Origin of the sequence: Thermomonas paludicola (genome assembly GCF_024498955.1) — a bacterium.
Taxonomy (GTDB): domain Bacteria; phylum Pseudomonadota; class Gammaproteobacteria; order Xanthomonadales; family Xanthomonadaceae; genus Thermomonas; species Thermomonas paludicola.
In genome coordinates this window covers 2,517,068-2,535,997 of record NZ_CP093311.1, presented here as the reverse complement: position 1 = coordinate 2,535,997, position 18,930 = coordinate 2,517,068, and the positions used below count along the sequence as shown (strand labels likewise).

Genomic DNA, 18,930 nt, shown 5'->3' with positions numbered 1-18,930 from the left:
TGATGCCAACGACTTGAAGCGCCGGATCGCCGCCTTCGCGGCGATCCGGACAATCGCTTAGGCCTGCGCATCGCGCGCGCGGCCAAGCGCGTCCAGCAACGCGTCGATGTGGGCCGGCAGGTGCGCGGCACTGAGCGCGATGCGCAGGCGCGCACTGCCTTCCGGCACGGTGGGCGGGCGGATTGCCGCCACCCAATGGCCACTGTCTTCCAGTGCGCGCGACATCGCCAGCGCGTCGGCATCGGCGCCAATCTGCAGCGGCTGAATCGCCGTGTCCGATGGCATCAGCGGCAACCCCAGTCGTGCGGCGCCGGCACGAAAACGCGCAATGTTCCCGCGCAGTTGTTCGCGCAACCGGTCGCCTTCCGCGCTGCGCACGAGGCGCACCGACGCGCGCGTGGCCGCGGCCAGTGCCGGCGGCAATGCGGTGGTGTAGATGCCGGGCCGCGCCGCCTGCGCGAGGTGCTCGATCAGGTCGGCGTCCCCCACCACCGCCGCGCCCGCGCTGCCGAGCGCCTTGCCGAACGTGACCAGCCGCAGCGGAACGCCATCGCCGGGCAATCCTGCCGCGTCCACGCTGCCGCGCCCCGCTTCACCCAGTACGCCCGCGCCATGTGCATCGTCGATGTACAGCGTCGCCGCGTGTCGGCACGCAGCAGCGGCCAGCGCGCGCAGCGGGCTGATGTCGCCATCCATCGAAAACACGCCGTCGCTGGCCAGCAGCGCCGCACCCTCGGCGTGTGCGGCCAGCTGCGCCGCCGCCGCGTCGGCATCCGCATGTCGATAGCGTTTCAGGATGCAACCCGACAGGCGCGCGCCATCGATCAAGCTGGCGTGGTTGAGGCGGTCCTGCACGCACACGTCGCCCTTGCCCAGCAGCGTTTGCAGCACCGCCAGATTGGCCATGTAGCCGCTGCCGAACAGCAGCGCGCGCGGCGCCTGCAGCCAGTCGGCCAGCTCCGCTTCCAATGCGGCGTGCTGCGCATGGTGCCCGCACACCAGGTGCGAGGCGATGCCGCCCGCGCTTTCCGCATCGCGCAGCGCGGCCAGCACGCGCGGGTGCTGCGACAGGCCCAGGTAATCGTTGCTGCAAAAATCCAGCAGCCGCTTGCCATCCACCTCGCAGTGCACGCCGTCGCGGCGGGCGACCGTGCGCCGCGTGCGCACGCGATGCGCAAGTTCGCGCTGCGCGCGTGCGGTCGTCGCGCGGTCGCTCAGCCGTTCGCGCATGCGCAGTTGCAGCCGCAGCCGGCGTCCTCCTGCACGGCCTCCATCGCGTCCACCTGCATCGGCCGCAGGCCCAGCCGTGCGAACAGCGCCTGGTCGCGCCCGGTGTCCGGGTTGCCGGTGGTCAGCAGTTTTTCGCCATGGAAAATCGAGTTGGCACCGGCAGCGAAACACAGCGCCTGCAGCTCGTCGCTCATGGTGTCGCGCCCGGCCGACAGCCGCACCATCGACTTCGGCATCATGATCCGCGCCGCCGCCACGGTGCGCACGAACTCGAACGGATCCAGCGTCTTGGCCGTTTCCGCCATCGGCGTGCCTTGCACTGCCACCAGTCGATTGATCGGCACCGAATCCGGGTGCTGTGGCAGGTTGGCCAATGCCTGCAGCAGCCCTGCACGCTGATGGCGCGATTCGCCCATCCCCACGATCCCGCCGCAGCAGGTCTTCAGTCCCGCGTCGCGGACATGCCCAAGCGTGTCCAGCCGATCCTGGAATTCGCGGGTATGGATGATCTCGCCGTAGAACTCCGGGGCGGTGTCGAGGTTGTGGTTGTAATAGTCGAGGCCGGCATCCTTCAGCGCGTGCGCCTGCGTGTCGCTCAGCATGCCCAGCGTGGCGCAGGTTTCCAGCCCCAGCGCCTTCACCTCGCGGATCATCGCCGCCACTTTGGGGATGTCGCGATCTTTCGGCGAACGCCAGGCCGCGCCCATGCAGAACCGCGAGGCGCCTGCGGCCTTGGCCTGCCTTGCGCGCGCCACCACGTCGTCGGTCTCCATCAGCTTGGAGGCTTCCACGCCGGTGTGGTAGCGCGCTGCCTGCGGGCAGTAGCCGCAATCTTCCGGACAGCCGCCGGTCTTCACCGACAACAGGGTTGAAACCTGCACCTCGGCGGGATCGAAGTGCAGGCGATGCGCGCTGCCGGCGCGATGCAGCAGCTCGGTGAAGGGCAGGTCGAACAGGGCTTCGACGTCGGCGCGGGTCCAGTCGTGGCGAACGGGAAAAGAACTGACGAGGTGCATGGGGAAATCCCGACGGACAGGCAAGCGCGAAGCGGGCAGTCTGGGACGCATGGCCGCCATCGTCAACCGAGAGAGCAATTGGAAAGTTGACGGACGCCGCGCCGCGCCGCTGTGCTGGCTGTTCCCGCCACGCTGCCTTGTCTGTGGCGATCCCGGCCTGCCGGGTCGCGACCTGTGCGCCGCCTGCCACGCCGAGTTGCCCAGGCAGCGCCACGCGTGTTTGCGCTGCGCGCTCCCCTTGCCGCAGCCGGGCGAGTGTGGCGCCTGCCTGCAACAACCGCCGCCGCTGGATGCCGCATATGCCGCGTTTCACTATGCCTTCCCGCTGGATCGCCTGCTGCCGCGCCTGAAATTTCATCGCGATTTCGCCGCCGGCCGCGTGCTGGCGCAGTGCATGGCCGACCACTTCAGCACCCTGCCGCGCCCCGACTTGCTGCTGCCCGTGCCACTGCACCGCGCGCGACTGCAGCAGCGGGGCTATGACCAGGCGCTGGAATTGGCAAGACCGTTGGCGAACGCATTGGTCTTGCCGCTGCGCACGGATTTGCTGCAGCGGCGCAAGGTCACCGATGCGCAGTCGCGGCTGGATGCCGCGGCGCGCCAACGCAACCTGCGCGGCGCCTTCCACGTCCATCCAGCAGCAGCGCTGCCGGCGCACGTGGTGCTGGTGGATGACGTGATGACCACCGGCGCCACCCTGTTTGCGGCGGCGGCGGCGCTGCGCAAGGCCGGCGCCGTGCGCGTGGATGCGTGGGTCTGCGCGCGCGTGGCCTGAGCTTGCGCCTCAGGCCGCCACTGCCGTTGCCCGCAGCGCCTCATCCAGCGCGATGCCGGCAAACACCACCATCCCCACCCAGTTGTTGTGCAGGAACGCGCGAAAACAATTGTCACGATCACGATCGCGCGCCAACCCGAATTCATGAACCACCAGCACCACGGCCGCGCCCAGCCCACCCCAATACCACGAACCCATGCCGGCATCGCGCCCCACCATGGCCAACGCCGCAAACATGCCGGCATACAGCACGCCCTGCGCCACCAGATCCATCTCGCCAAACAGGATCGCGGTGGACTTCGCGCCCATGCGGATGTCGTCGTCGCGATCCACCATGGCGTACCACGTGTCGTAGGCGGTGGCCCAGAAGATATTCGCCACGTACAGCACCCATGCAATCGGCGGCACCGCGCCGGTGACGGCGGCAAACGCCATCGGGATGCCCCAGCCAAAGGCCATCCCCAGATACACCTGCGGCAGATAGGTGTAGCGCTTCAGGTAGGGATAGGTCATCGACAGGAACGCGCCTGCCAGGCTCAACCACAGCACCAGCCGGTTCAGCGTCAACACCAAGGCAAGCGCCGCCAGCATCAGCACGGCAAACACCATCAGGGCTTCGCGCCCGGTCACCGCGCCAGTCGCCAGCGGACGCTGGCGCGTGCGATCCACGCTGCCATCCAGCCAGCGATCGGCATAATCGTTGATCACGCACCCCGCCGACCGGGTCAGCCACACCCCGGCGCTGAACACCAGCAGCGGCCACAGCGGCGGCATCCCCTTCGCGGCCAGCCACAGCCCCCACCAGGTAGGCCACAACAGCAACAGCCAGCCAATCGGACGGTCACCGCGCACCAGTGTCCAATACAGGCGAAGACGCTCACGCCACGCGGGCTGGAGGTCGGATGGGTGAGGCTGCAGAGGCATCCGCCTAGCCTACCAGCGGCACAGCCGTCCGCAATCATGCGAGAATGCGCGTCCGCGACGCCTGTCGTCGCGCACAACGCGCCTGTAGCTCAGCCGGATAGAGTAGTGGCTTCCGAAGCCATTGGTCGGGGGTTCGAATCCCTCCAGGCGCGCCAAGTCCCCTGGGACAAATCTGTGCCGTAACTGTGCCAAGGATTTTTTGATGCGATTGGCCTGATGAGTAGTGGCCATGTGCGGACTTGGTCTCATCTGCCAGACGCCTGCCCTGCTTCCAGCACCCTGTCCTCTCGGATCGAGCCTTGATAGGCAATGCAAGCTCTGGCTTGAGGAGCCCGGTTCAATCTGTAGTCCCTCGTAAAGCGAGGTTAAGGATCTGAACGGATGCGGCTCGAAATACAAGCCATGTTGCGTAAATCGCAAATACAGCCTATAAGATGTATCCCAGAAATACAGGCTGAGGCGCGTATCCATGCAGCAGTATGTCGTCCAAGCTGCCCAGCAGCTGCCAGCGTTGTTGAAAGCCTTCCGCAAGGCGTCAGGTCTCACGCAGAGCGAGGCAGCTGCCCGTCTCGGCGTCACCCAGCAAACGATTTCTGCGCTGGAGCGGAACGCCCAGAAAGTCAGTGCGGAACGGTTGCTGCATCTGCTGGGTATCCTCGGCGTCGAGATGGTTCTGCAGGCGAAGCCGTGCTCCAAGGGGCATGAAAGCTGCACCTTGGGGGAGAAGCCCCAATGGTGACGGCCACGAAGACGACGTCGCGGCGGCGAACGCTGGGCCTGTGGATGAACGGTCAGTTCGTGGGCACCTGGCACCTGGGTGCCAGTGGCGAAGATGTCCTGGAGTACGACGGCGGCTGGAAAGCGTCGCCCCAAGGTCGGCCCCTGTCACTCTCCCTGCCGTTCACGCCGGGGGCCACCCCGCATCGTGGAGAGGTGGTTCGGGCCTACTTCGACAACCTTCTGCCCGACAGCCAGGACATTCGGGCCAGAGCCGCCAGCCGATTCCGTGCCAAGTCCACAGATGCCTTCGACCTGCTTGCCCAGATCGGACGCGATTGCGTGGGTGCGCTGCAGATCCTGCCGGACGGCGCGGCTCCCAGCGACGTAAGCATTGTTGAAGCATCGCGGCTGGATGAAGCCGAAGTCGCCGCCATCCTGCGCGGCACGCTGGCTTCACCGGCCTTTGCGGGTGCCTCGCCGCAGGACGACAACGGATTCAGGATCTCCATCGCCGGTGCCCAGGAAAAGACCGCACTGCTGAAGCTCGACGGCCAGTGGTGCAGGCCACATGGATCGACGCCGACCACACATATCCTCAAGTTGCCCATGGGGCTGGTCGGGAACATGAAGCTCGACCTGAGCCACTCCATCGAGAACGAGTGGCTTTGCTCCCGAATCCTGGCCGCCTACGGGTTGCCAGTTGCCGGTTGCGAGCCGCTCCAATTCGAAGACATGAACGTCCTGTCGGTCGAGCGCTTCGACCGCACCTGGCTGGACGGTCCCCAAGGCAGGTGGCTTGCCCGATTGCCACAGGAAGATTTCTGCCAGGCAACCGGCACGCCAGCGATCCGGAAATACGAATCGGAGGGTGGGCCGGGAATCGACAGGATCATGGGCCTGCTGGCGACGTCGGCAGCGCCGCAGGATGATCGGAGAACCTTCTTCCTGGCCCAGCTTCTTTTCTGGATGCTTCGTGCACCCGATGGCCATGCAAAGAATTTCAGCGTGTTCATTCTCCCCAAGGGCGCTTACAGGCTCACGCCCCTGTACGACGTGATCTCGGCTTGGCCGGTCATGGGCGATGCACCCGACAAACTGTCCGCATACAAGGTCAAGATGGCCATGTCGATCCGGTCTACCAATGTGCACTGGAAAATGAAGGACATCCTTCCCAGACATTGGATGGCCCTCGGCAAGCGATATGGCGTGTTCGACGATGAAGATCGAACTGTGGAGGCGCTCATTTGCAACGTCATCGAGCGGACGCCCCGGATTGTCGCCAAGATCGAGTCGATGCTCCCGGCAGGGTTCCCTGCGTCCGTCAGTGATCCCACCCTGCGCGGCCTGGAGCATAGCGCCAAGCGGCTGATGGCCGAAGACTAGGATGACGGCCCAGGTACAAGCGACATCAGGGGTGACGGTCGGTCTCCGCCTCGCTGTGAGCAGGTCGAATAGAAGGCCGACAAGGATCCGGGTCGTTCAGGGCTGACTGAGCCAGGAGCCACCGATCTTGTGCAGATACATGCCGGTACGCAGGCTTGCGGTCGGAATGCGTCGGATGGAGGACATCTTGGTGCCTCCGGTTCAGGGGGGCGAAGGGAATCACCTTGACGAACGATATCGCAGTCATGCCCTGCATGAAGCCCGTTTCACCCTCCGGGTCATCCCGCTACCGGAAGTGGGGGGTGAACCCGGGACACCGCACTCACCGCTCCGAGTGCCCGCTTTCGTCGTAGCCGCGTGGAGCCAGCACTTCCGGTTTGATCAGTTCGACGAACGCGCGTGCCTGCGCGCTCAGGAACTTGCCCTTGCGCATCACGATGCCGTAACTGCGCGAGGGGAACCAGCGCGCCAGCGAGCGCACCGCCAGGCGCTGGTGGTCGGCTTCGGTCAGGCAGATCGCAGTGACAATGCTGATGCCGAGGCCCATCGCCACGTACTGCTTGATGACTTCCCAGCCGCCCACTTCCAGCGCCACCGTGTAGGGCACCCGGTTTTGCTGGAATACCAGGTCCACCAACCGGTAGGTGGTCAGGCGCTTGGGTGGCAGGATCAGGCCATAGGGCGACAAATCCTCCAGTGACAGCACCTGCTTGCCCGCCAGCGGGTGGTCGAGCGGGGTGATCAGCATCGGTTCGAAGCGATACACCGGCGCGTAGCTGAGGTCGGCCGGCACATCCAGCATCGAGCCCACCGCCAGATCCACCGCGTCGCTGCGCAGCAGGTCCAGGCCGCTGGCCCCGGTCACGTTGTGCAGGCTCAGGCGCACGTCCGGATGGCGTTGGCGGAAGGCGTCCACGATGCCGGGCAGCAGGTACAGGATGGTGGAGCTGCCGGCGGCCACGTGCAGTTCGCCCGCGTCCAGCCCGCGCACCTGTTCGCGGAAGCTGGTTGCCAGGTTGTCCAGCCCTTCCACCAGTGGGCGCGCCATCTCGTAAAGCAGCTCGCCCTCGCGGGTGGGGGTCAGGCGGCGGCCGCTGCGTTCCAGCAGGCGCGTGCCCAGTTCGCGCTCCAGCGCCTGCAATTGCAGGGTGACCGCCGGCTGGCTGAGGTACAGCGCTTCGGCCGCACGCGAAATCGACCCCAGTCGCGCCACCTGACAGAACGCCCGCAGGGGCTTGAGGCGCGAGCCCTTGTAAGCAAAACGCAGGGAGCTGGGAGGGCGCTCGGCCATTGGTTCGATTTGATATTAGTTTTCCAAATACTAGGCATTGATAAAACTCGTTTGTCAAATACCACACGCAGGCGGATGGTTGGCTTCCCCACAGGTTCACGGAGACGCCGATGTCCGCAGTGCTGCAAGACCGCCCCGGCGAGGGCGTGGAGGTTACCCGCCAGTTGCCCGGGCAAGCCGCCGTGCTGACGCCGGCGGCGCTGGAGTTCCTGGCGGGCCTGCATCGCCGCTTCGAGGGTCGCCGACAGGCGCGCCTGGACGCCCGGCAGCTGCGCCAGATGCAGTTCGATGCCGGCATGCTTCCGGATTTCCGCGCCTCCACCGCGCATCTGCGCAACGGCGACTGGACGGTCGCTCCGGCACCGGCCGCATTGCGCGATCGTCGCGTTGAAATCACCGGCCCGGTGGATCCGAAGATGGTGATCAACGCGCTGAATTCGGGCGCCAACTGCTACATGGCCGATTTCGAGGACAGCACCAGTCCAACTTGGGCCAACCTGATCGCCGGCCAGCAGGCGTTGCGCGAGGCGGTTGCCGGCACCCTGCAATTCGAAGCCGGCGGCAAGCGTTACGCGTTGAAGCCGGAGGCCGAACAGGCCGTGCTGCTGGTGCGCCCGCGCGGCTGGCATCTGGACGAGAAGCACCTGCGGGTCGATGGCCAGCCGATGTCGGCCTCGCTGTTCGACCTCGGCCTGTTCTGCTTCCACAACGCGCGCGCGCTGGCGGCACGGGACCGCGGCCCGTACTTCTACCTGCCCAAGCTGCAGTCGATGGAAGAGGCCAGCCTGTGGGAACAGGTGTTGGCCGCGATCGAGACCGAACTCGGCCTGCCGCCTGCCCAGATCAAGGTGACCGTGCTGATTGAAACGCTGCCGGCGGCGTTCGAGATGGACGAAATCCTGCACGCGCTGAAGCGCCGCATCACCGGGCTGAACTGCGGGCGCTGGGACTACATCTTTTCCTATATCAAGACCTTTCGCCGCCATCGCGACCGGGTCCTGCCCGAGCGCAGCCAGGTGACCATGGTGCAGCCGTTCCTGCGTGCGTATTCGGAACTGCTGATCAAGACCTGCCATCGTCGCGGCGCCCACGCCATGGGCGGCATGGCGGCGCAGATCCCGATCAATGGCGATGCCGCCGCCAACGACGCCGCGCTGGCGCGGGTACGGGCCGACAAGCTGCGCGAGGTGAGCGCCGGCCACGATGGCACCTGGGTGGCGCATCCGGCACTGATTGCGCTGGCGCGCGAGGTGTTCGACGCGCGCATGCCGGGCCCGAACCAGCTGCAGGTGGCGCGCGACGACGTGGAGACCGTTCGCGACGATCTGCTCAAGCCGTCGCTGGGCACCATCACCCGCGCCGGCTTCGAGAACAACGTCGAGGTCTGCGTGCGTTACCTGGCCGCGTGGCTGGATGGCAGCGGCTGCGTGCCGATCCACCACCTGATGGAGGACGCGGCCACCGCCGAGATCGCCCGCGCCCAGCTGTGGCAATGGCTGCACTTCACCGATGACGGCAGTGCCCCGCTTTGCCTGGACGACGGCGCCGAGGTCGACTTTGCGCTGTTGGAAGGCGCCTTGATCGGCCTGCCGGCGCGACTTGCCAGCCAACCGGGACTGCCCGGCGCCAGTCATGTGAGCGAAGCGATCGGGATGCTGGATCGCCTCACGCATGCCGACGAGCTGGCCGATTTCCTGACCGTACCCGGCTACCAGCGCATCGATTGATTGCTCCTGCTCGTCATCCCCGCGCAGGCGGGGATCCAGTGATTTCTGACTGGAGGACGCCGGACCCCCGCATTCGCGGGAATGACGGCCACCCCTCCTCCGCCACCGCCAACCCCACGAGGTTTCCCATGAAAAACCATCTGCCGACCGCCGAGCAACTGAAGCTGGACTGGGCCAACAACACGCGTTGGGCCGGCATCACCCGCAGCTATTCCGCCGAAGACGTGGTGCGCCTGCGTGGCACCGTGCACGTCGAGCACTCCATCGCCCGCCACGGTGCCGACAAGCTGTGGAAGTCGCTGCACACCAGTGACTTCGTCAATGCGCTGGGCGCGCTGACCGGCAACCAGGCCATGCAGCAGGTGAAGGCGGGCCTCAAGGCGATCTACCTGTCCGGCTGGCAGGTGGCTGCCGATGCCAACGTGGCGGGCGAAATGTACCCCGACCAGTCGCTGTATCCGGCCAACTCGGTGCCGCTGGTGGTCAAGCGGATCAACAACACCCTGCTGCGCGCCGACCAGCTGTCGCATGCGGAAGGGGATGACAGCATCGATTACCTGCAGCCCATCGTGGCCGATGCCGAGGCCGGCTTCGGCGGCGTGCTCAATGCCTTCGAGCTGATGAAGGCGATGATCGAGGCCGGCGCTGCGGGCGTGCACTTCGAGGACCAGCTGGCCAGCGTGAAGAAGTGCGGGCACATGGGCGGCAAGGTGCTGGTGCCCACCCGCGAGGCCGTCGAGAAACTGACCGCCGCGCGTCTTGCGGCCGACGTGATGGGCGTGCCGACGCTGATCGTGGCGCGCACCGATGCCGAGGCTGCCGACTTGATCACCTCCGACATCGACCCCAACGACCAGCCGTTCTGCACCGGCGAGCGCACGGTTGAGGGCTTCTACAAGACCCGCAAGGGCCTGGACCAGGCGATCAGCCGGGGCCTGGCGTATGCGCCCTACGCCGACCTGGTCTGGTGCGAAACCGGCAAGCCGGACCTGGAGTTCGCGCGCAAGTTCGCCGAGGCCATCCACGCCAAGTTCCCGGGCAAGCTGCTTGCCTACAACTGCTCGCCGTCGTTCAACTGGAAGAAGAACCTGGACGACGCCACCATCGCCAAGTTCCAGAAGGAAATCGCAAGCTACGGCTACAAGTTCCAGTTCATCACCCTGGCCGGCTTCCACGCGCTCAACTACGGCATGTTCGACCTTGCGCATGGCTATGCGCGGCGGCAGATGAGCGCCTTCGTCGAGCTGCAGGAAAAGGAATTCGCCGCCGCCGAGCGCGGGTTCACCGCGGTCAAGCACCAGCGCGAGGTGGGCACCGGTTATTTCGATGCCATCACCCAGACCATCCAGGGCGGGCAGAGCTCGACGGTGGCGCTGAAGGGCAGCACGGAAGAAGAGCAGTTTCATCCCGGCGCGCGCGCAGCGGCTTGAGCCCTGCTGCCGCGCAGTCGCCGACCGCTGGGCCGGCGACTGCGTGGGGCCGAATCCCGGCGCGGCGGGGTCGATCCGCCGTGCCGGGAGGTTGCAATGCGGCCGCCTGCACAGTGCTATCCTCCGCGTTCGGATACACAGCCGGATTGCTGACAGGGGAAGGCGTGGCTGCACTTGCGTACATGCTCGATGCCCGCCAGGGCGCCGATGACAGCGCGTCGGCGCTGCACCCGGAAGAGTACGCACTGTTCGCGCAGGTGGCCGAGAGCCGCCGGGTCGAGGCCGGCCAGCGGTTGTTCCAGCGCGGCGATCGCGGGACCGCCATGTATGTGGTGTCCAGCGGCGCGATCGACCTCGATTTCGGCGACGATCTGGTTGGCAAGCGGCTCGGCACGCGCGCATTTTTCGGGGAACTGGGCCTGCTGATCGGCGATCACGCGCGCAGTGCAGATGCCATCGTCGCCGAAACCAGCGAGCTGCTGGAGCTGGGGCGCAACGAATTCGACCTGCTGGCGCGCCGCGATCCGCAGTTGCTGGCGCAGTTCCTGCGCCGGGCCATCATGCGCGTCGTGCTCAACGAGCAGGCGCTCATCGCGCGGCTGCGTCGTCGCAATCAGGATTTGCAGGATGCGCTGGACACGCTGCGCTCCACTGCCCAACAGCTCAACCAGACCGAAGTGCTGACCCGCACCGATGAACTGACCGGATTGGCCAACCGGCGCGGCTTTGCCCTGCACGTGGATCAGCGAGAAGCCGACGGTGGGCTGGCCGGGCACGCGCTGATCGTGGTCGATTGCGACCGCTTCAAGTCGATCAATGACACCTACGGGCACCTGGCCGGCGATCGCGTGCTGCAAAGCGTGGCCAATCTGCTGCGCGCGGTCGCGGGTGCCGACGACATCGTCTGCCGGCTCGGCGGCGATGAGTTCTGCCTGCTTTTGCACGGTCATGGCCGCGAAGAAGCCGAGCGCATCGCCGGCTACATCACCGAAAGCGCCCGCATGCTGGAGCGCATGCACAGCCAGCCGCCGCAGATGACCACGCTCAGCGTGGGCGCCTGCATGATCGACGGCAGCGCCATTGGGCGGTGGGAGCACTGGTATGCGCAGGCCGATGCCGCGCTGTATCGGGCCAAACGATCGGGCGGCGATCGCGTCGAGTGGCTGGGCTGAGGGACCCGTGCACGCGGCCAGTGCCCCGCAGGTGCGTACCTTGTTGCTCACCGACCTCGTGGATTCCACGCAGTTGGTCGAACGCCTGGGCGACGTCGCGGCGGTAGAGCTGTTCCGCGCCCATGACCGCATCGTATTGGAGCTGCAGCAGCGCTGGCGCGGGCGCCTGATCGATCGCAGCGACGGTTTGCTGCTGATTTTCGAACGGCCCATCGATGGGCTGGGATTTGCCCTCGACTATGCGCGCGAGCTGCGCGACCTCGGCCGCAGGATGGGCCTGAAATTGCCGCTGCAGGTGCGCGCCGGCCTGCATGTCGGCGAAGTGTTGCTGTGGGAAAACAGCAGCGATGCGGTTCGCATGGGCTCCAAGCAGCTGGAGGTGGAGGGGCTGGCCAAGCCGCTTGCAGGCCGGTTGATGACGCTGGCCCGGCCGGGCCAGATCCTGCTGTCGGCCACCGCCGAGCCGTTGGCCCACCGCGCCGCGCGCGAACTGGGCGAACGCGGCGAGCTCCTGGTCTGGAAGGCTTACGGGCGCTGGCGCTTCAAGGGGATTCCCGAAGCGCAGGAGGTGTTCGAAGTCGGCGAGCCGGGGCTGGCACCGCTGCGAATGCCCGCGCACACGCCGAAAGCATGGCGCGACCTCCCGCTGTGGCGGCGGCCGGTGGCCTTGGCCGCCGAAGCCATGCTGCTGGCCTGCATGGTCGCGGGTGTGTGGTTCCTGGGGCGGCCGCAGCCGGCGATAGCGTTCAATGAGCGTGACTGGGTCGTGGTGGGCGATTTGCGCAACCTGACCGGCGACCCGCGCCTGGACGATTCGCTGGAGCAGGCCTTCCGGATCAGCCTGCAGCAGTCGCGCTACGTGAACGTGCTCAGCGACCTCAAGGTGCGCGAGACGCTGGGGCGCATGCAGCGCAAACCGGATGCCAGGGTGGATCGTGCGCTGGGCTCGGAGATCGCGCTGCGCGATGGTGTGCGCGCCCTGTTGCTGCCTACGGTGGCGGAAGTGGGCGGCCGCTTGCGGGTCAGCGCAGAGGTGATTGATCCGCGCACGCAAACCACGGTGTATGCGGTGACCGCCGACGGGCGCGGGGTTGAATCGGCGCTGCGGTCGATCGATGCGGTGACCGATCAGCTGCGCGCGAAGCTGGGCGAAGCGCTGCAAAACGTGCAGAACACGTCGGTGCCGCTGCCCAACGTGGCCACGCCCAACCTGGACGCGCTGAAGGCGTTCGCGGTCGCGCGCAACGTGGCCCGCACCACTCGCGACCGCGATCAGGCGCTGGGCCTTTACCGGCGTGCATTGCAGCTGGACCCGCAATTCGCGCTCGCGCACGCGGACATGGCCCGCCTGTATGCGCAGATGACGGAGGTGGCGCATGCCAAGGAGGAGTGGCGCAGTGCGCTGGCGATTCCGCAGCGGCTGTCGCCGCAGGAGCGGCTTGGCATCGAGTTGATGCTGATGCAATTCGGCGCGCCGGATCCTTACTTCCGCAAGGCGCAGGAATACCTGGCGCTGTATCCGGATGATTTCAGCATCAGCGCCCGCCTTTCAACCAATCTTTGGCATCAGCGCAACGATTTCCGTGCCGCCGAAGCGATGGTGCGGCGGGCGGTCAAGCCGCAGTACGACCAAAGCGGCTCCGCGCGCTACTCGTTGGGGATTTATCTGTTCGGGCAGGAAAAAGCGGATGCGGCGCTGGCCGAGTTCCGACGCGCGCGCGAAAACGGTTTCCAGTCGGCCGGCGAGCTGTACGCGCGGGTGTATGACGCGCGCGGGCTGCATGCGAAGGCAGACACCATCTACCGGGCGAGCACCGGCGGGCGTGATGGCTGGCAACGGGACGGGGCAGTGGTCACCTGGATCGATCGCGGGGAGTGGGCGCGCGCCGCCGCGGCCGCGCAGGACTGGGAGAAGCAGGCGGACGCTGCGGGCGACCTGCTGGATGGCTGGGTTGCCCGTGCGGCAGTTGCCGGCGTTGCCGTGCTGCAGGGCGGCGCGGAGGCGCATGGCCTGCCCGATCTGGCGGTGGCGGCGCAGGCCAAAAAAGCCGAGCTGGAGGCGATCTACCCGCCCGCCGTCACCGACCTGCAGCTGTATGCGGGCCTGCTGGCGGCATATCGAGAGAACCTGCCGGGCGTGACGGATGCCCTGCGGCGCAGTGAAGGCAGTGCGGTGGTGCGCGACTATCCGACCGTGGGCCAGTTGCGCCAGGTGCTGCTGGCGGAGCAGGAGCGTTTGTCAGGACAGCCGCAGGCGGCAGTGCGGCGATTGCTGCCGTTGGCGGGCAAGGACACGGCGCTGGTCGTGGTGCACTGGGCGTTGTTGCGCGCCCAGCGCGCCGCCGGCAATGCCGCAGGCGCGCTGGCGCAGGCGACATGGTTGGCCACGCATCGTGGACGCGTGTACAGCGAGGCCACGACAACGGAATTGCTGCGGCCCTTCAATGTGTTCGCGGCCAATGCATCGTCGCTGGACGCAGCAGAACTTCTGGTGCAGCTGGGGCGTCATGACGACGCCCGGCGCGAGCTGGCGGCGTTGTCGGCGCGATGGCCGGATGCCGCGCAACCCGAAGGCTTGCGCCTCCGGGCGGCATTGCTGGGCAAGCAGCTCGTCAGCCGCCTTCCTGCACCGACAGCGGGCACGTCTGCCCCTGCACATTGACCAGCGAGGCTTCCAGCTTGGCGCGCTGCATGCGGATTTGCGCGCCGGATGCCAGCTGCGCGCCCGCTTTCATCTCCATGCAGTCCCACGGATCGGAATAGCCGATCGAACGCAGCGCCTGCTCCGGGGAGTGCTGGAACAGCGTGCGGAACGCGTCGTTGCCTTCAAGATTGTCCAGCAGTTTCTTGACCAGCTGCGGGTGCAGGCCGGCCGGCGGCAGCTTGTTGTTGGATGGCATGGTGATCCCCCTGTTCAGTGGAATCAGGACGATACCATCGTGGCGGGAATGCAAGGTTGAGGTCGGGATGCACGTCAGGCGTTGTGCAGTGGCGTGGCTGGAGCCGCGCGAAGTGTCGGTGTTCCAGCTGGACGATTTGCTGGCGGGCGGCACCGGTGTGGTGAGCCGGCTGGCCTGGTTCGCGCATGCGCCGCATTTGCCGGAGGCAATCGAAGTCGCCGCCGCGCACGTGCCGGTGCTGGGCGCACTGGGTGCCATTGACTGGGTCGAGCGCGCATCGCTGGACGCCCGCGTTGGCCAAGAGGCCGTGGATGCGCTGTTGGCGGCCGGCCTGCTGTTGCCACGGGCTGCCAGCGACGCGGATGCCCGGCAGGACGAGGACTTTCGCGCGCAGGGGTGGTACGCGCCTGCGGCGGTGGCGCACATGGCCGGGCGCTGGGAGGGTATCGACGGGCCCGGCAGCACGGCCGAGCAGGATCTGGACAGCAACGAGGGATTGCTGCGGCAACACGGCCTGCCACCGCCATTGCAGCCTCCGATGATGTCGGCAGTGGCAGGTGCGGCGCCGGCCATCCCGTTGCCTCGGGTTGCGCAGGACGGGTTCGACGCGCTGCTGGACGCCCGCGCGACCTGCCGCAATTTCGATGCTGGCGCCGAGGTGCCGTTGGCGAGCTTCGCCCAATTGATGGCGCGCGTGTTTGGTGCGCGCGGCATTGGACGCCCGGCCCCCGGCTTCGACGTGATCAAGCGCACCAGTCCCTCCGGGGGGGCACTGCATCCCACCGACTGCTGGCTGATCCTGCAGCGGGTGGAAGGCATCGCCCCTGGGCTGTACCGATACCGCATCGAGACGCATGCGCTGGAGGCCGTGGTGGCCAACATCGCGCCACCGCAACCCGGCGATGTGGGTGTCCGCGCGCGGCAGCATGAAGCAACGCGGCCGTGGACGAGGCAGGAGCTGCGTGCGTTCGCGCGGATTGCGGTGGCCGGGCAGGAATTCTTCGCCGATGCGCCGGTGATGTGCGTGCTGGCGCCGAATTTCCAGCGCAATTTCTGGAAGTATCGCAATCATGCCAAGGCGTATCGGGTGTGCGTGCTGGATGTCGGGCATCTTTCGCAAACCTTGCAACTGTGTGCCACCCAGGCCGGCTTTGGGCCGTTTGTCACGGGCGCGATCAACGAAGTCGATCTGGAGCGCGCGTTCGGCATGACCGGCTACCGGCAGAGCCCGCTGGTGGTGTGCGGCTTCGGCAAGCGCGCGGCCACCCTGGTGGAATCCGAATTTGATCCGAACCGTTTGATCTGGCCGCGCTGAGACAGCTTCAGGCGGCGGCGCGCGCGTGCCCACGCTCCAGCTTGCGATAGCCGATGGCCTCGGTCAGGTGCGGCGTCTGGATGGCGTCGCTGCCGGCCAGGTCGGCGATCGTGCGGGCCACGCGCAGGATGCGGTGCAGTGAGCGCGCGGACAGCTGGAGGCCGTCCACCGCGCGCTCCAGCAGGGTGGAGTCGCCGGGGGTCAGCCGGCAGAACGCATTGGTCTGTGATTGGTCCAGCCGCGCATTGGGTTGCGCGCTGCGTGCCAGCTGGCGCTCGCGTGCGGTGACGACGCGTGCGCGGACACTGGCGCTGGATTCGCCGGTGGCGCCATCGGTGCGAAGTGCAGTGGGCGGCAGGCGCGGGACTTCCACGTGCAGATCGATGCGTTCAAGCAGCGGCCCGGAGATGCGCGCGCGGTAGCGGCGAATCATCTCGTCGTTGCACAGGCAGCGTCCGGAGGGGTCGCCGGCCCAGCCACAGGGGCAGGGATTCATCGCGGCAACCAGCTGGAAGCGGGCGGGAAAGTCGCAGTGCCGGGCCGCCCGCGAAATGCACACGCTGCCCGACTCCAGCGGCTCGCGCAGGACTTCCAGCGCGTGCCGGCTCCATTCCGGCAGCTCATCGAGGAACAGCACGCCATGGTGGGCCAGCGAGATTTCGCCGGGGCTCGGGTTGGCACCGCCACCGACCAGCGCCACCGCGCTGGCGGTGTGGTGCGGCGCGCGGAAAGGACGCTGGCGCCAACGCGCCAGATCCAGGCCGCGACTGCTGGCGGAGGCGATGCTGGCGGCTTCCAGCGCTTCGGACTCGCTGGGCGATGGCAAGATGCCGCACAGGCGCGAGGCGAGCAGGGTCTTGCCGCTACCGGGCGGGCCTACCAGCAGCAGGTGGTGCGAACCCGCCGCCGCGATCTCCAATGCACGCCGCGCCTGCGCCTGACCGCGCACGTCGGTGAGGTCAGGCGGTGCTGTGTCGCGGCAGGGTTGGGGGACGGCCAGCGGCAATTCCCTGCGTGCCTCCAGCGCCGCGCAGACTTCCAGCAAGGTGCGCGCGGTGCGTATCTCGATCCCGCTGGCCAAGGCCGCTTCGGCACCATTGCCGGGTGGCACGATGAGTCGCCGGCCGCTGTCACGCGCCGCCAACGCCCCAGCCAGCGCGCCGTCCACCGTGCGGATTTCGCCGGTCAGGGCCAGCTCGCCCAGGAACTCCCAACCCGCCAGTGCCTCGCTGCTGAGCTGGCCGCTCGCGGCAAGGATGCCCAAGGCAATGGCAAGGTCATAGCGGCCGCCGTCCTTGGGCAGGTCGGCGGGCGCCAGATTGACGGTGATCCTGCGCGCGGGGAATTCGAACTGCGCGCATTGGATCGCAGCGCGCACGCGATCCTTGGCTTCGCGCACCGCCGCTTCCGGCAGGCCAACGATGGACATGGCGGGCAAGCCGCCGGCCAGGTGCACCTCGACCCGGACTTCGGGCGCACGCACGCCCACGCGCGCACGGCTGTGCACGATCGCAAGACCCATGGCGGTGCCCTCAGTGGCGGGCGCTGTCGATGCCGGTGCTGGCGTCGGCCAGCTCGGTCAGCTGGCGCTCCAGTGCCTCGAGCTTGTCGCGGGTGCGCGCCAGCACCGCGCGCTGCACCTCGAATTCTTCGCGGGTGACCAGGTCGAGCTTGCCCAGCCCGGCTTGCAGCACGGATTTGAAATTCTGCTGCAGTTCCTCGCGTCCTTCACGCAATCCCGGGGGAACCAGCGTGCTGAGGCGGCGGGCAAGTTCATCGAGTTGGGACAGATCGATCATGCTGGGGGGATTCATGGGGGCAGCTCCTGCGGGTGCTGCCAGACTGCCCGGATCGGGGTGAACGCGCAGTCGGCGCAGGGAGCGCTGCAGGGTAGGAAAAATCTGATCCAAGCCAGTATGCCCGGATCGCCCGGGGTATGCTCAACGCAACGACAGGAGGCGTGCCGATGAAGATGGTGATGGCGGTGATCAAGCCGTTCAAGCTGGACGATGTGCGCGAGGCGCTGGCCGAGGTCGGCGTGGCCGGCATCACTGCCACCGAGGTCAAGGGCTTCGGCCGGCAGAAAGGGCATACCGAGCTGTATCGCGGGGCCGAGTACGTGGTGGATTTCCTGCCCAAGATCAAGCTGGAAATCGCGGTGACCGACGATCAGGTGGAAGCGGTGACCGAGGCGATCCTCAAGGCCGCCGGCACCGGCAAGATCGGTGACGGCAAACTGTTCGTCTGGGACCTGGAGCGCGTGGTGCGCATTCGTACCGGGGAGCTGGACGCCGACGCGCTGTGATCTGCGCGCCGGGTCAGGGCGTTGCCGGGGCGTCCGGCCCGGCCTTGCCAGCAGGTGTGCGCCAGGCCCCGAGCGTCGCGTGCAGCAGCACCACAAGCGCCCAGCTCAGCCACAGCGTCCACAGGACGTGCGAGAAGAAGTGCGCGCCGCGCATCTGCTGGACGGCCCCCATCGACAGACACAGGGCGGCTACCCCCAGCCAGATGCGCAGGCTGGCGCGGGGCTGTTCCGGGTAGCGCAGCAGGGCGAACGCAAACAGCCAGCTGGCGCAGGACACGAAGCCCGCGGGAAAACAGTGCCCCATGTTGGTGATGTGCGCCGAGACAGCGGAGAACAGATCGAAATACGGGGCAGCACCGCCGTAGCGGTCGACGTCCCAGGGGCAATGCATGGGGCTTGCCCGCTTGCCCAGCGAGACGGCCAGCGGAATCACCACGCAAGCCGCGCCAACCACCCGCCAGCGCAACGCATCGACAGCGTGGCGACGCTTCCAGGACAGCACGATGCAACCCAGTGCGGCAAGGATCAGGAAATAGCGCAACCACTGGTGGATCAGTGTTCTCGACCACCATGCATTGCGCAGCGGCCAGACCGCGTCGGACGACGCGAACCAGGCATCTTCCAGCAGGATGTCCAGCCGGGTCAGGTGAAACAGCAGCAGCAGGCCCAAGCCGCTTGCAGCCAGCAGGAGTCCCTGTCGCAGGTAAAAATTCCGCCAGAAAATCGGCATGGTGTTCCCGGA

General features: G+C 67.1%; 18 protein-coding genes and 1 tRNA gene. 10 read left to right on the top strand and 9 right to left on the bottom strand.

Annotated elements, in window-relative coordinates:
- Positions 1–57 precede the first annotated feature (57 nt).
- Both bioF and bioB read right to left on the bottom strand, forming a co-directional pair.
- Positions 58–1,230 (bottom strand): 8-amino-7-oxononanoate synthase, encoded by a 1,173-nt coding sequence (gene bioF, locus LIW09_RS11935; protein ID WP_256645823.1) that lies wholly within the window; start codon positions 1,228–1,230, stop codon positions 58–60.
- Positions 1,215–2,246: a biotin synthase BioB gene (bioB, locus tag LIW09_RS11930; RefSeq protein WP_425507891.1), complete on the bottom strand. Its 1,032-nt coding sequence runs from the start codon at positions 2,244–2,246 to the stop codon at positions 1,215–1,217. The genes bioF and bioB overlap by 16 nt, the downstream gene beginning before the upstream one ends.
- On the opposite strand from bioB, the gene LIW09_RS11925 reads away from it, so the two are divergent.
- Positions 2,245–3,021, top strand: a complete 777-nt coding sequence (locus LIW09_RS11925; RefSeq protein WP_256645822.1) for a ComF family protein — start codon at positions 2,245–2,247, stop codon at positions 3,019–3,021. The genes bioB and LIW09_RS11925 overlap by 2 nt on opposite strands.
- 9 nt (positions 3,022–3,030) lie before the next feature.
- On the opposite strand, the gene ubiA is transcribed toward LIW09_RS11925, so the two are convergent.
- Positions 3,031–3,945 carry a 4-hydroxybenzoate octaprenyltransferase gene (gene ubiA / locus LIW09_RS11920; protein ID WP_256645821.1) on the bottom strand — a complete coding sequence of 305 codons (915 nt, stop codon included), beginning with the start codon at positions 3,943–3,945 and terminating at the stop codon, positions 3,031–3,033.
- 78 nt (positions 3,946–4,023) lie between these two features.
- Here ubiA and LIW09_RS11915 point away from each other — a divergent pair.
- The 3 genes from LIW09_RS11915 (at position 4,024) to LIW09_RS11905 (ending at position 6,048) form a co-directional block, all read left to right on the top strand.
- Positions 4,024–4,100: transfer RNA gene (locus LIW09_RS11915), tRNA-Arg, on the top strand.
- A 314-nt stretch (positions 4,101–4,414) separates the two neighbouring features.
- Positions 4,415–4,684, top strand: coding sequence for a helix-turn-helix domain-containing protein (locus LIW09_RS11910; protein ID WP_256645820.1), 270 nt, complete (start codon positions 4,415–4,417; stop codon positions 4,682–4,684).
- Positions 4,678–6,048, top strand: coding sequence for a type II toxin-antitoxin system HipA family toxin (locus LIW09_RS11905; protein ID WP_256645819.1), 1,371 nt, complete (start codon positions 4,678–4,680; stop codon positions 6,046–6,048). The genes LIW09_RS11910 and LIW09_RS11905 overlap by 7 nt, the downstream gene beginning before the upstream one ends.
- Positions 6,049–6,144: 96 nt before the next feature.
- Here the strand turns inward: LIW09_RS11905 and LIW09_RS11900 are convergent, their stop codons facing one another.
- Together LIW09_RS11900 and LIW09_RS11895 are read right to left on the bottom strand one after the other, a co-directional pair.
- Entirely contained in the window at positions 6,145–6,234 is a 90-nt protein-coding gene (locus LIW09_RS11900) for a DUF3391 domain-containing protein (RefSeq protein ID WP_256645818.1), read from the bottom strand.
- 136 nt (positions 6,235–6,370) lie between these two features.
- Complete coding sequence (locus tag LIW09_RS11895; RefSeq protein ID WP_256645817.1) at positions 6,371–7,339, bottom strand: LysR family transcriptional regulator; 969 nt, start codon at positions 7,337–7,339, stop codon at positions 6,371–6,373.
- A gap of 110 nt (positions 7,340–7,449) precedes the next feature.
- On the opposite strand from LIW09_RS11895, the gene aceB reads away from it, so the two are divergent.
- The 4 genes from aceB to LIW09_RS11870 all read left to right on the top strand — a co-directional run bounded on the left by aceB (position 7,450) and on the right by LIW09_RS11870 (position 14,330).
- Positions 7,450–9,066, top strand: a complete 1,617-nt coding sequence (aceB, locus tag LIW09_RS11890) for a malate synthase A (protein ID WP_256645816.1) — start codon at positions 7,450–7,452, stop codon at positions 9,064–9,066.
- A gap of 128 nt (positions 9,067–9,194) precedes the next feature.
- Positions 9,195–10,496 (top strand): isocitrate lyase, encoded by a 1,302-nt coding sequence (gene aceA, locus LIW09_RS11885; RefSeq protein ID WP_256645815.1) that lies wholly within the window; start codon positions 9,195–9,197, stop codon positions 10,494–10,496.
- Between the two features lie 149 nt (positions 10,497–10,645).
- Positions 10,646–11,668, top strand: coding sequence for a GGDEF domain-containing protein (locus LIW09_RS12680; protein WP_425507936.1), 1,023 nt, complete (start codon positions 10,646–10,648; stop codon positions 11,666–11,668).
- A gap of 7 nt (positions 11,669–11,675) precedes the next feature.
- On the top strand, positions 11,676–14,330 hold the full coding sequence (locus LIW09_RS11870) for a putative peptide modification system cyclase (RefSeq protein WP_256645814.1): 2,655 nt from the start codon (positions 11,676–11,678) through the stop codon (positions 14,328–14,330).
- Here LIW09_RS11870 and LIW09_RS11865 read toward each other — a convergent pair.
- Positions 14,281–14,568, bottom strand: coding sequence for an NHLP-related RiPP peptide (locus tag LIW09_RS11865; RefSeq protein WP_256645813.1), 288 nt, complete (start codon positions 14,566–14,568; stop codon positions 14,281–14,283). The two genes, LIW09_RS11870 and LIW09_RS11865, sit on opposite strands and share 50 nt — an antisense overlap.
- Before the next feature lie 67 nt (positions 14,569–14,635).
- Here LIW09_RS11865 and LIW09_RS11860 point away from each other — a divergent pair, with 67 nt between their 5' ends.
- Entirely contained in the window at positions 14,636–15,883 is a 1,248-nt protein-coding gene (locus tag LIW09_RS11860; RefSeq protein ID WP_256645812.1) for a putative peptide maturation dehydrogenase, read from the top strand.
- A gap of 7 nt (positions 15,884–15,890) precedes the next feature.
- Here the strand turns inward: LIW09_RS11860 and LIW09_RS11855 are convergent, their stop codons facing one another.
- Both LIW09_RS11855 and ubiK read right to left on the bottom strand, forming a co-directional pair.
- On the bottom strand, positions 15,891–17,405 hold the full coding sequence (locus LIW09_RS11855; RefSeq protein WP_256645811.1) for a YifB family Mg chelatase-like AAA ATPase: 1,515 nt from the start codon (positions 17,403–17,405) through the stop codon (positions 15,891–15,893).
- A 10-nt stretch (positions 17,406–17,415) separates the two neighbouring features.
- Positions 17,416–17,682 carry a ubiquinone biosynthesis accessory factor UbiK gene (ubiK, locus tag LIW09_RS11850; protein WP_256647236.1) on the bottom strand — a complete coding sequence of 89 codons (267 nt, stop codon included), beginning with the start codon at positions 17,680–17,682 and terminating at the stop codon, positions 17,416–17,418.
- A gap of 167 nt (positions 17,683–17,849) precedes the next feature.
- On the opposite strand from ubiK, the gene LIW09_RS11845 reads away from it, so the two are divergent.
- A complete protein-coding gene (locus LIW09_RS11845; RefSeq protein WP_256645810.1) occupies positions 17,850–18,188 on the top strand; it encodes a P-II family nitrogen regulator in 339 nt (112 codons plus the stop codon).
- Between the two features lie 13 nt (positions 18,189–18,201).
- Here LIW09_RS11845 and LIW09_RS11840 read toward each other — a convergent pair whose 3' ends face one another.
- The gene (locus LIW09_RS11840) at positions 18,202–18,918 is read right to left on the bottom strand and encodes a phosphatase PAP2 family protein (protein WP_256645809.1); all 717 of its coding nucleotides are present in this window, start codon (positions 18,916–18,918) and stop codon (positions 18,202–18,204) included.
- Between the last annotated feature and the right edge of the window lie 12 nt (positions 18,919–18,930).

Bases quoted from the DNA above. Each gene is read 5' to 3' on its own strand.
- bioF (WP_256645823.1), bottom strand. From the start codon at position 1,230: ATGCGCGAACGGCTGAGCGACCGCGCGACGACCGCACGCGCGCAGCGC.
- LIW09_RS11925 (WP_256645822.1), top strand. From the start codon at position 2,245: ATGGGGAAATCCCGACGGACAGGCAAGCGCGAAGCGGGCAGTCTGGGA.
- bioB (WP_425507891.1), bottom strand. From the start codon at position 2,246: ATGCACCTCGTCAGTTCTTTTCCCGTTCGCCACGACTGGACCCGCGCC.
- ubiA (WP_256645821.1), bottom strand. From the start codon at position 3,945: ATGCCTCTGCAGCCTCACCCATCCGACCTCCAGCCCGCGTGGCGTGAG.
- LIW09_RS11910 (WP_256645820.1), top strand. From the start codon at position 4,415: ATGCAGCAGTATGTCGTCCAAGCTGCCCAGCAGCTGCCAGCGTTGTTG.
- LIW09_RS11905 (WP_256645819.1), top strand. From the start codon at position 4,678: ATGGTGACGGCCACGAAGACGACGTCGCGGCGGCGAACGCTGGGCCTG.
- LIW09_RS11900 (WP_256645818.1), bottom strand. From the start codon at position 6,234: ATGTCCTCCATCCGACGCATTCCGACCGCAAGCCTGCGTACCGGCATG.
- LIW09_RS11895 (WP_256645817.1), bottom strand. From the start codon at position 7,339: ATGGCCGAGCGCCCTCCCAGCTCCCTGCGTTTTGCTTACAAGGGCTCG.
- aceB (WP_256645816.1), top strand. From the start codon at position 7,450: ATGTCCGCAGTGCTGCAAGACCGCCCCGGCGAGGGCGTGGAGGTTACC.
- aceA (WP_256645815.1), top strand. From the start codon at position 9,195: ATGAAAAACCATCTGCCGACCGCCGAGCAACTGAAGCTGGACTGGGCC.
- LIW09_RS11865 (WP_256645813.1), bottom strand. From the start codon at position 14,568: ATGCCATCCAACAACAAGCTGCCGCCGGCCGGCCTGCACCCGCAGCTG.
- LIW09_RS11860 (WP_256645812.1), top strand. From the start codon at position 14,636: ATGCACGTCAGGCGTTGTGCAGTGGCGTGGCTGGAGCCGCGCGAAGTG.
- LIW09_RS11855 (WP_256645811.1), bottom strand. From the start codon at position 17,405: ATGGGTCTTGCGATCGTGCACAGCCGTGCGCGCGTGGGCGTGCGTGCG.
- ubiK (WP_256647236.1), bottom strand. From the start codon at position 17,682: ATGATCGATCTGTCCCAACTCGATGAACTTGCCCGCCGCCTCAGCACG.
- LIW09_RS11845 (WP_256645810.1), top strand. From the start codon at position 17,850: ATGAAGATGGTGATGGCGGTGATCAAGCCGTTCAAGCTGGACGATGTG.
- LIW09_RS11840 (WP_256645809.1), bottom strand. From the start codon at position 18,918: ATGCCGATTTTCTGGCGGAATTTTTACCTGCGACAGGGACTCCTGCTG.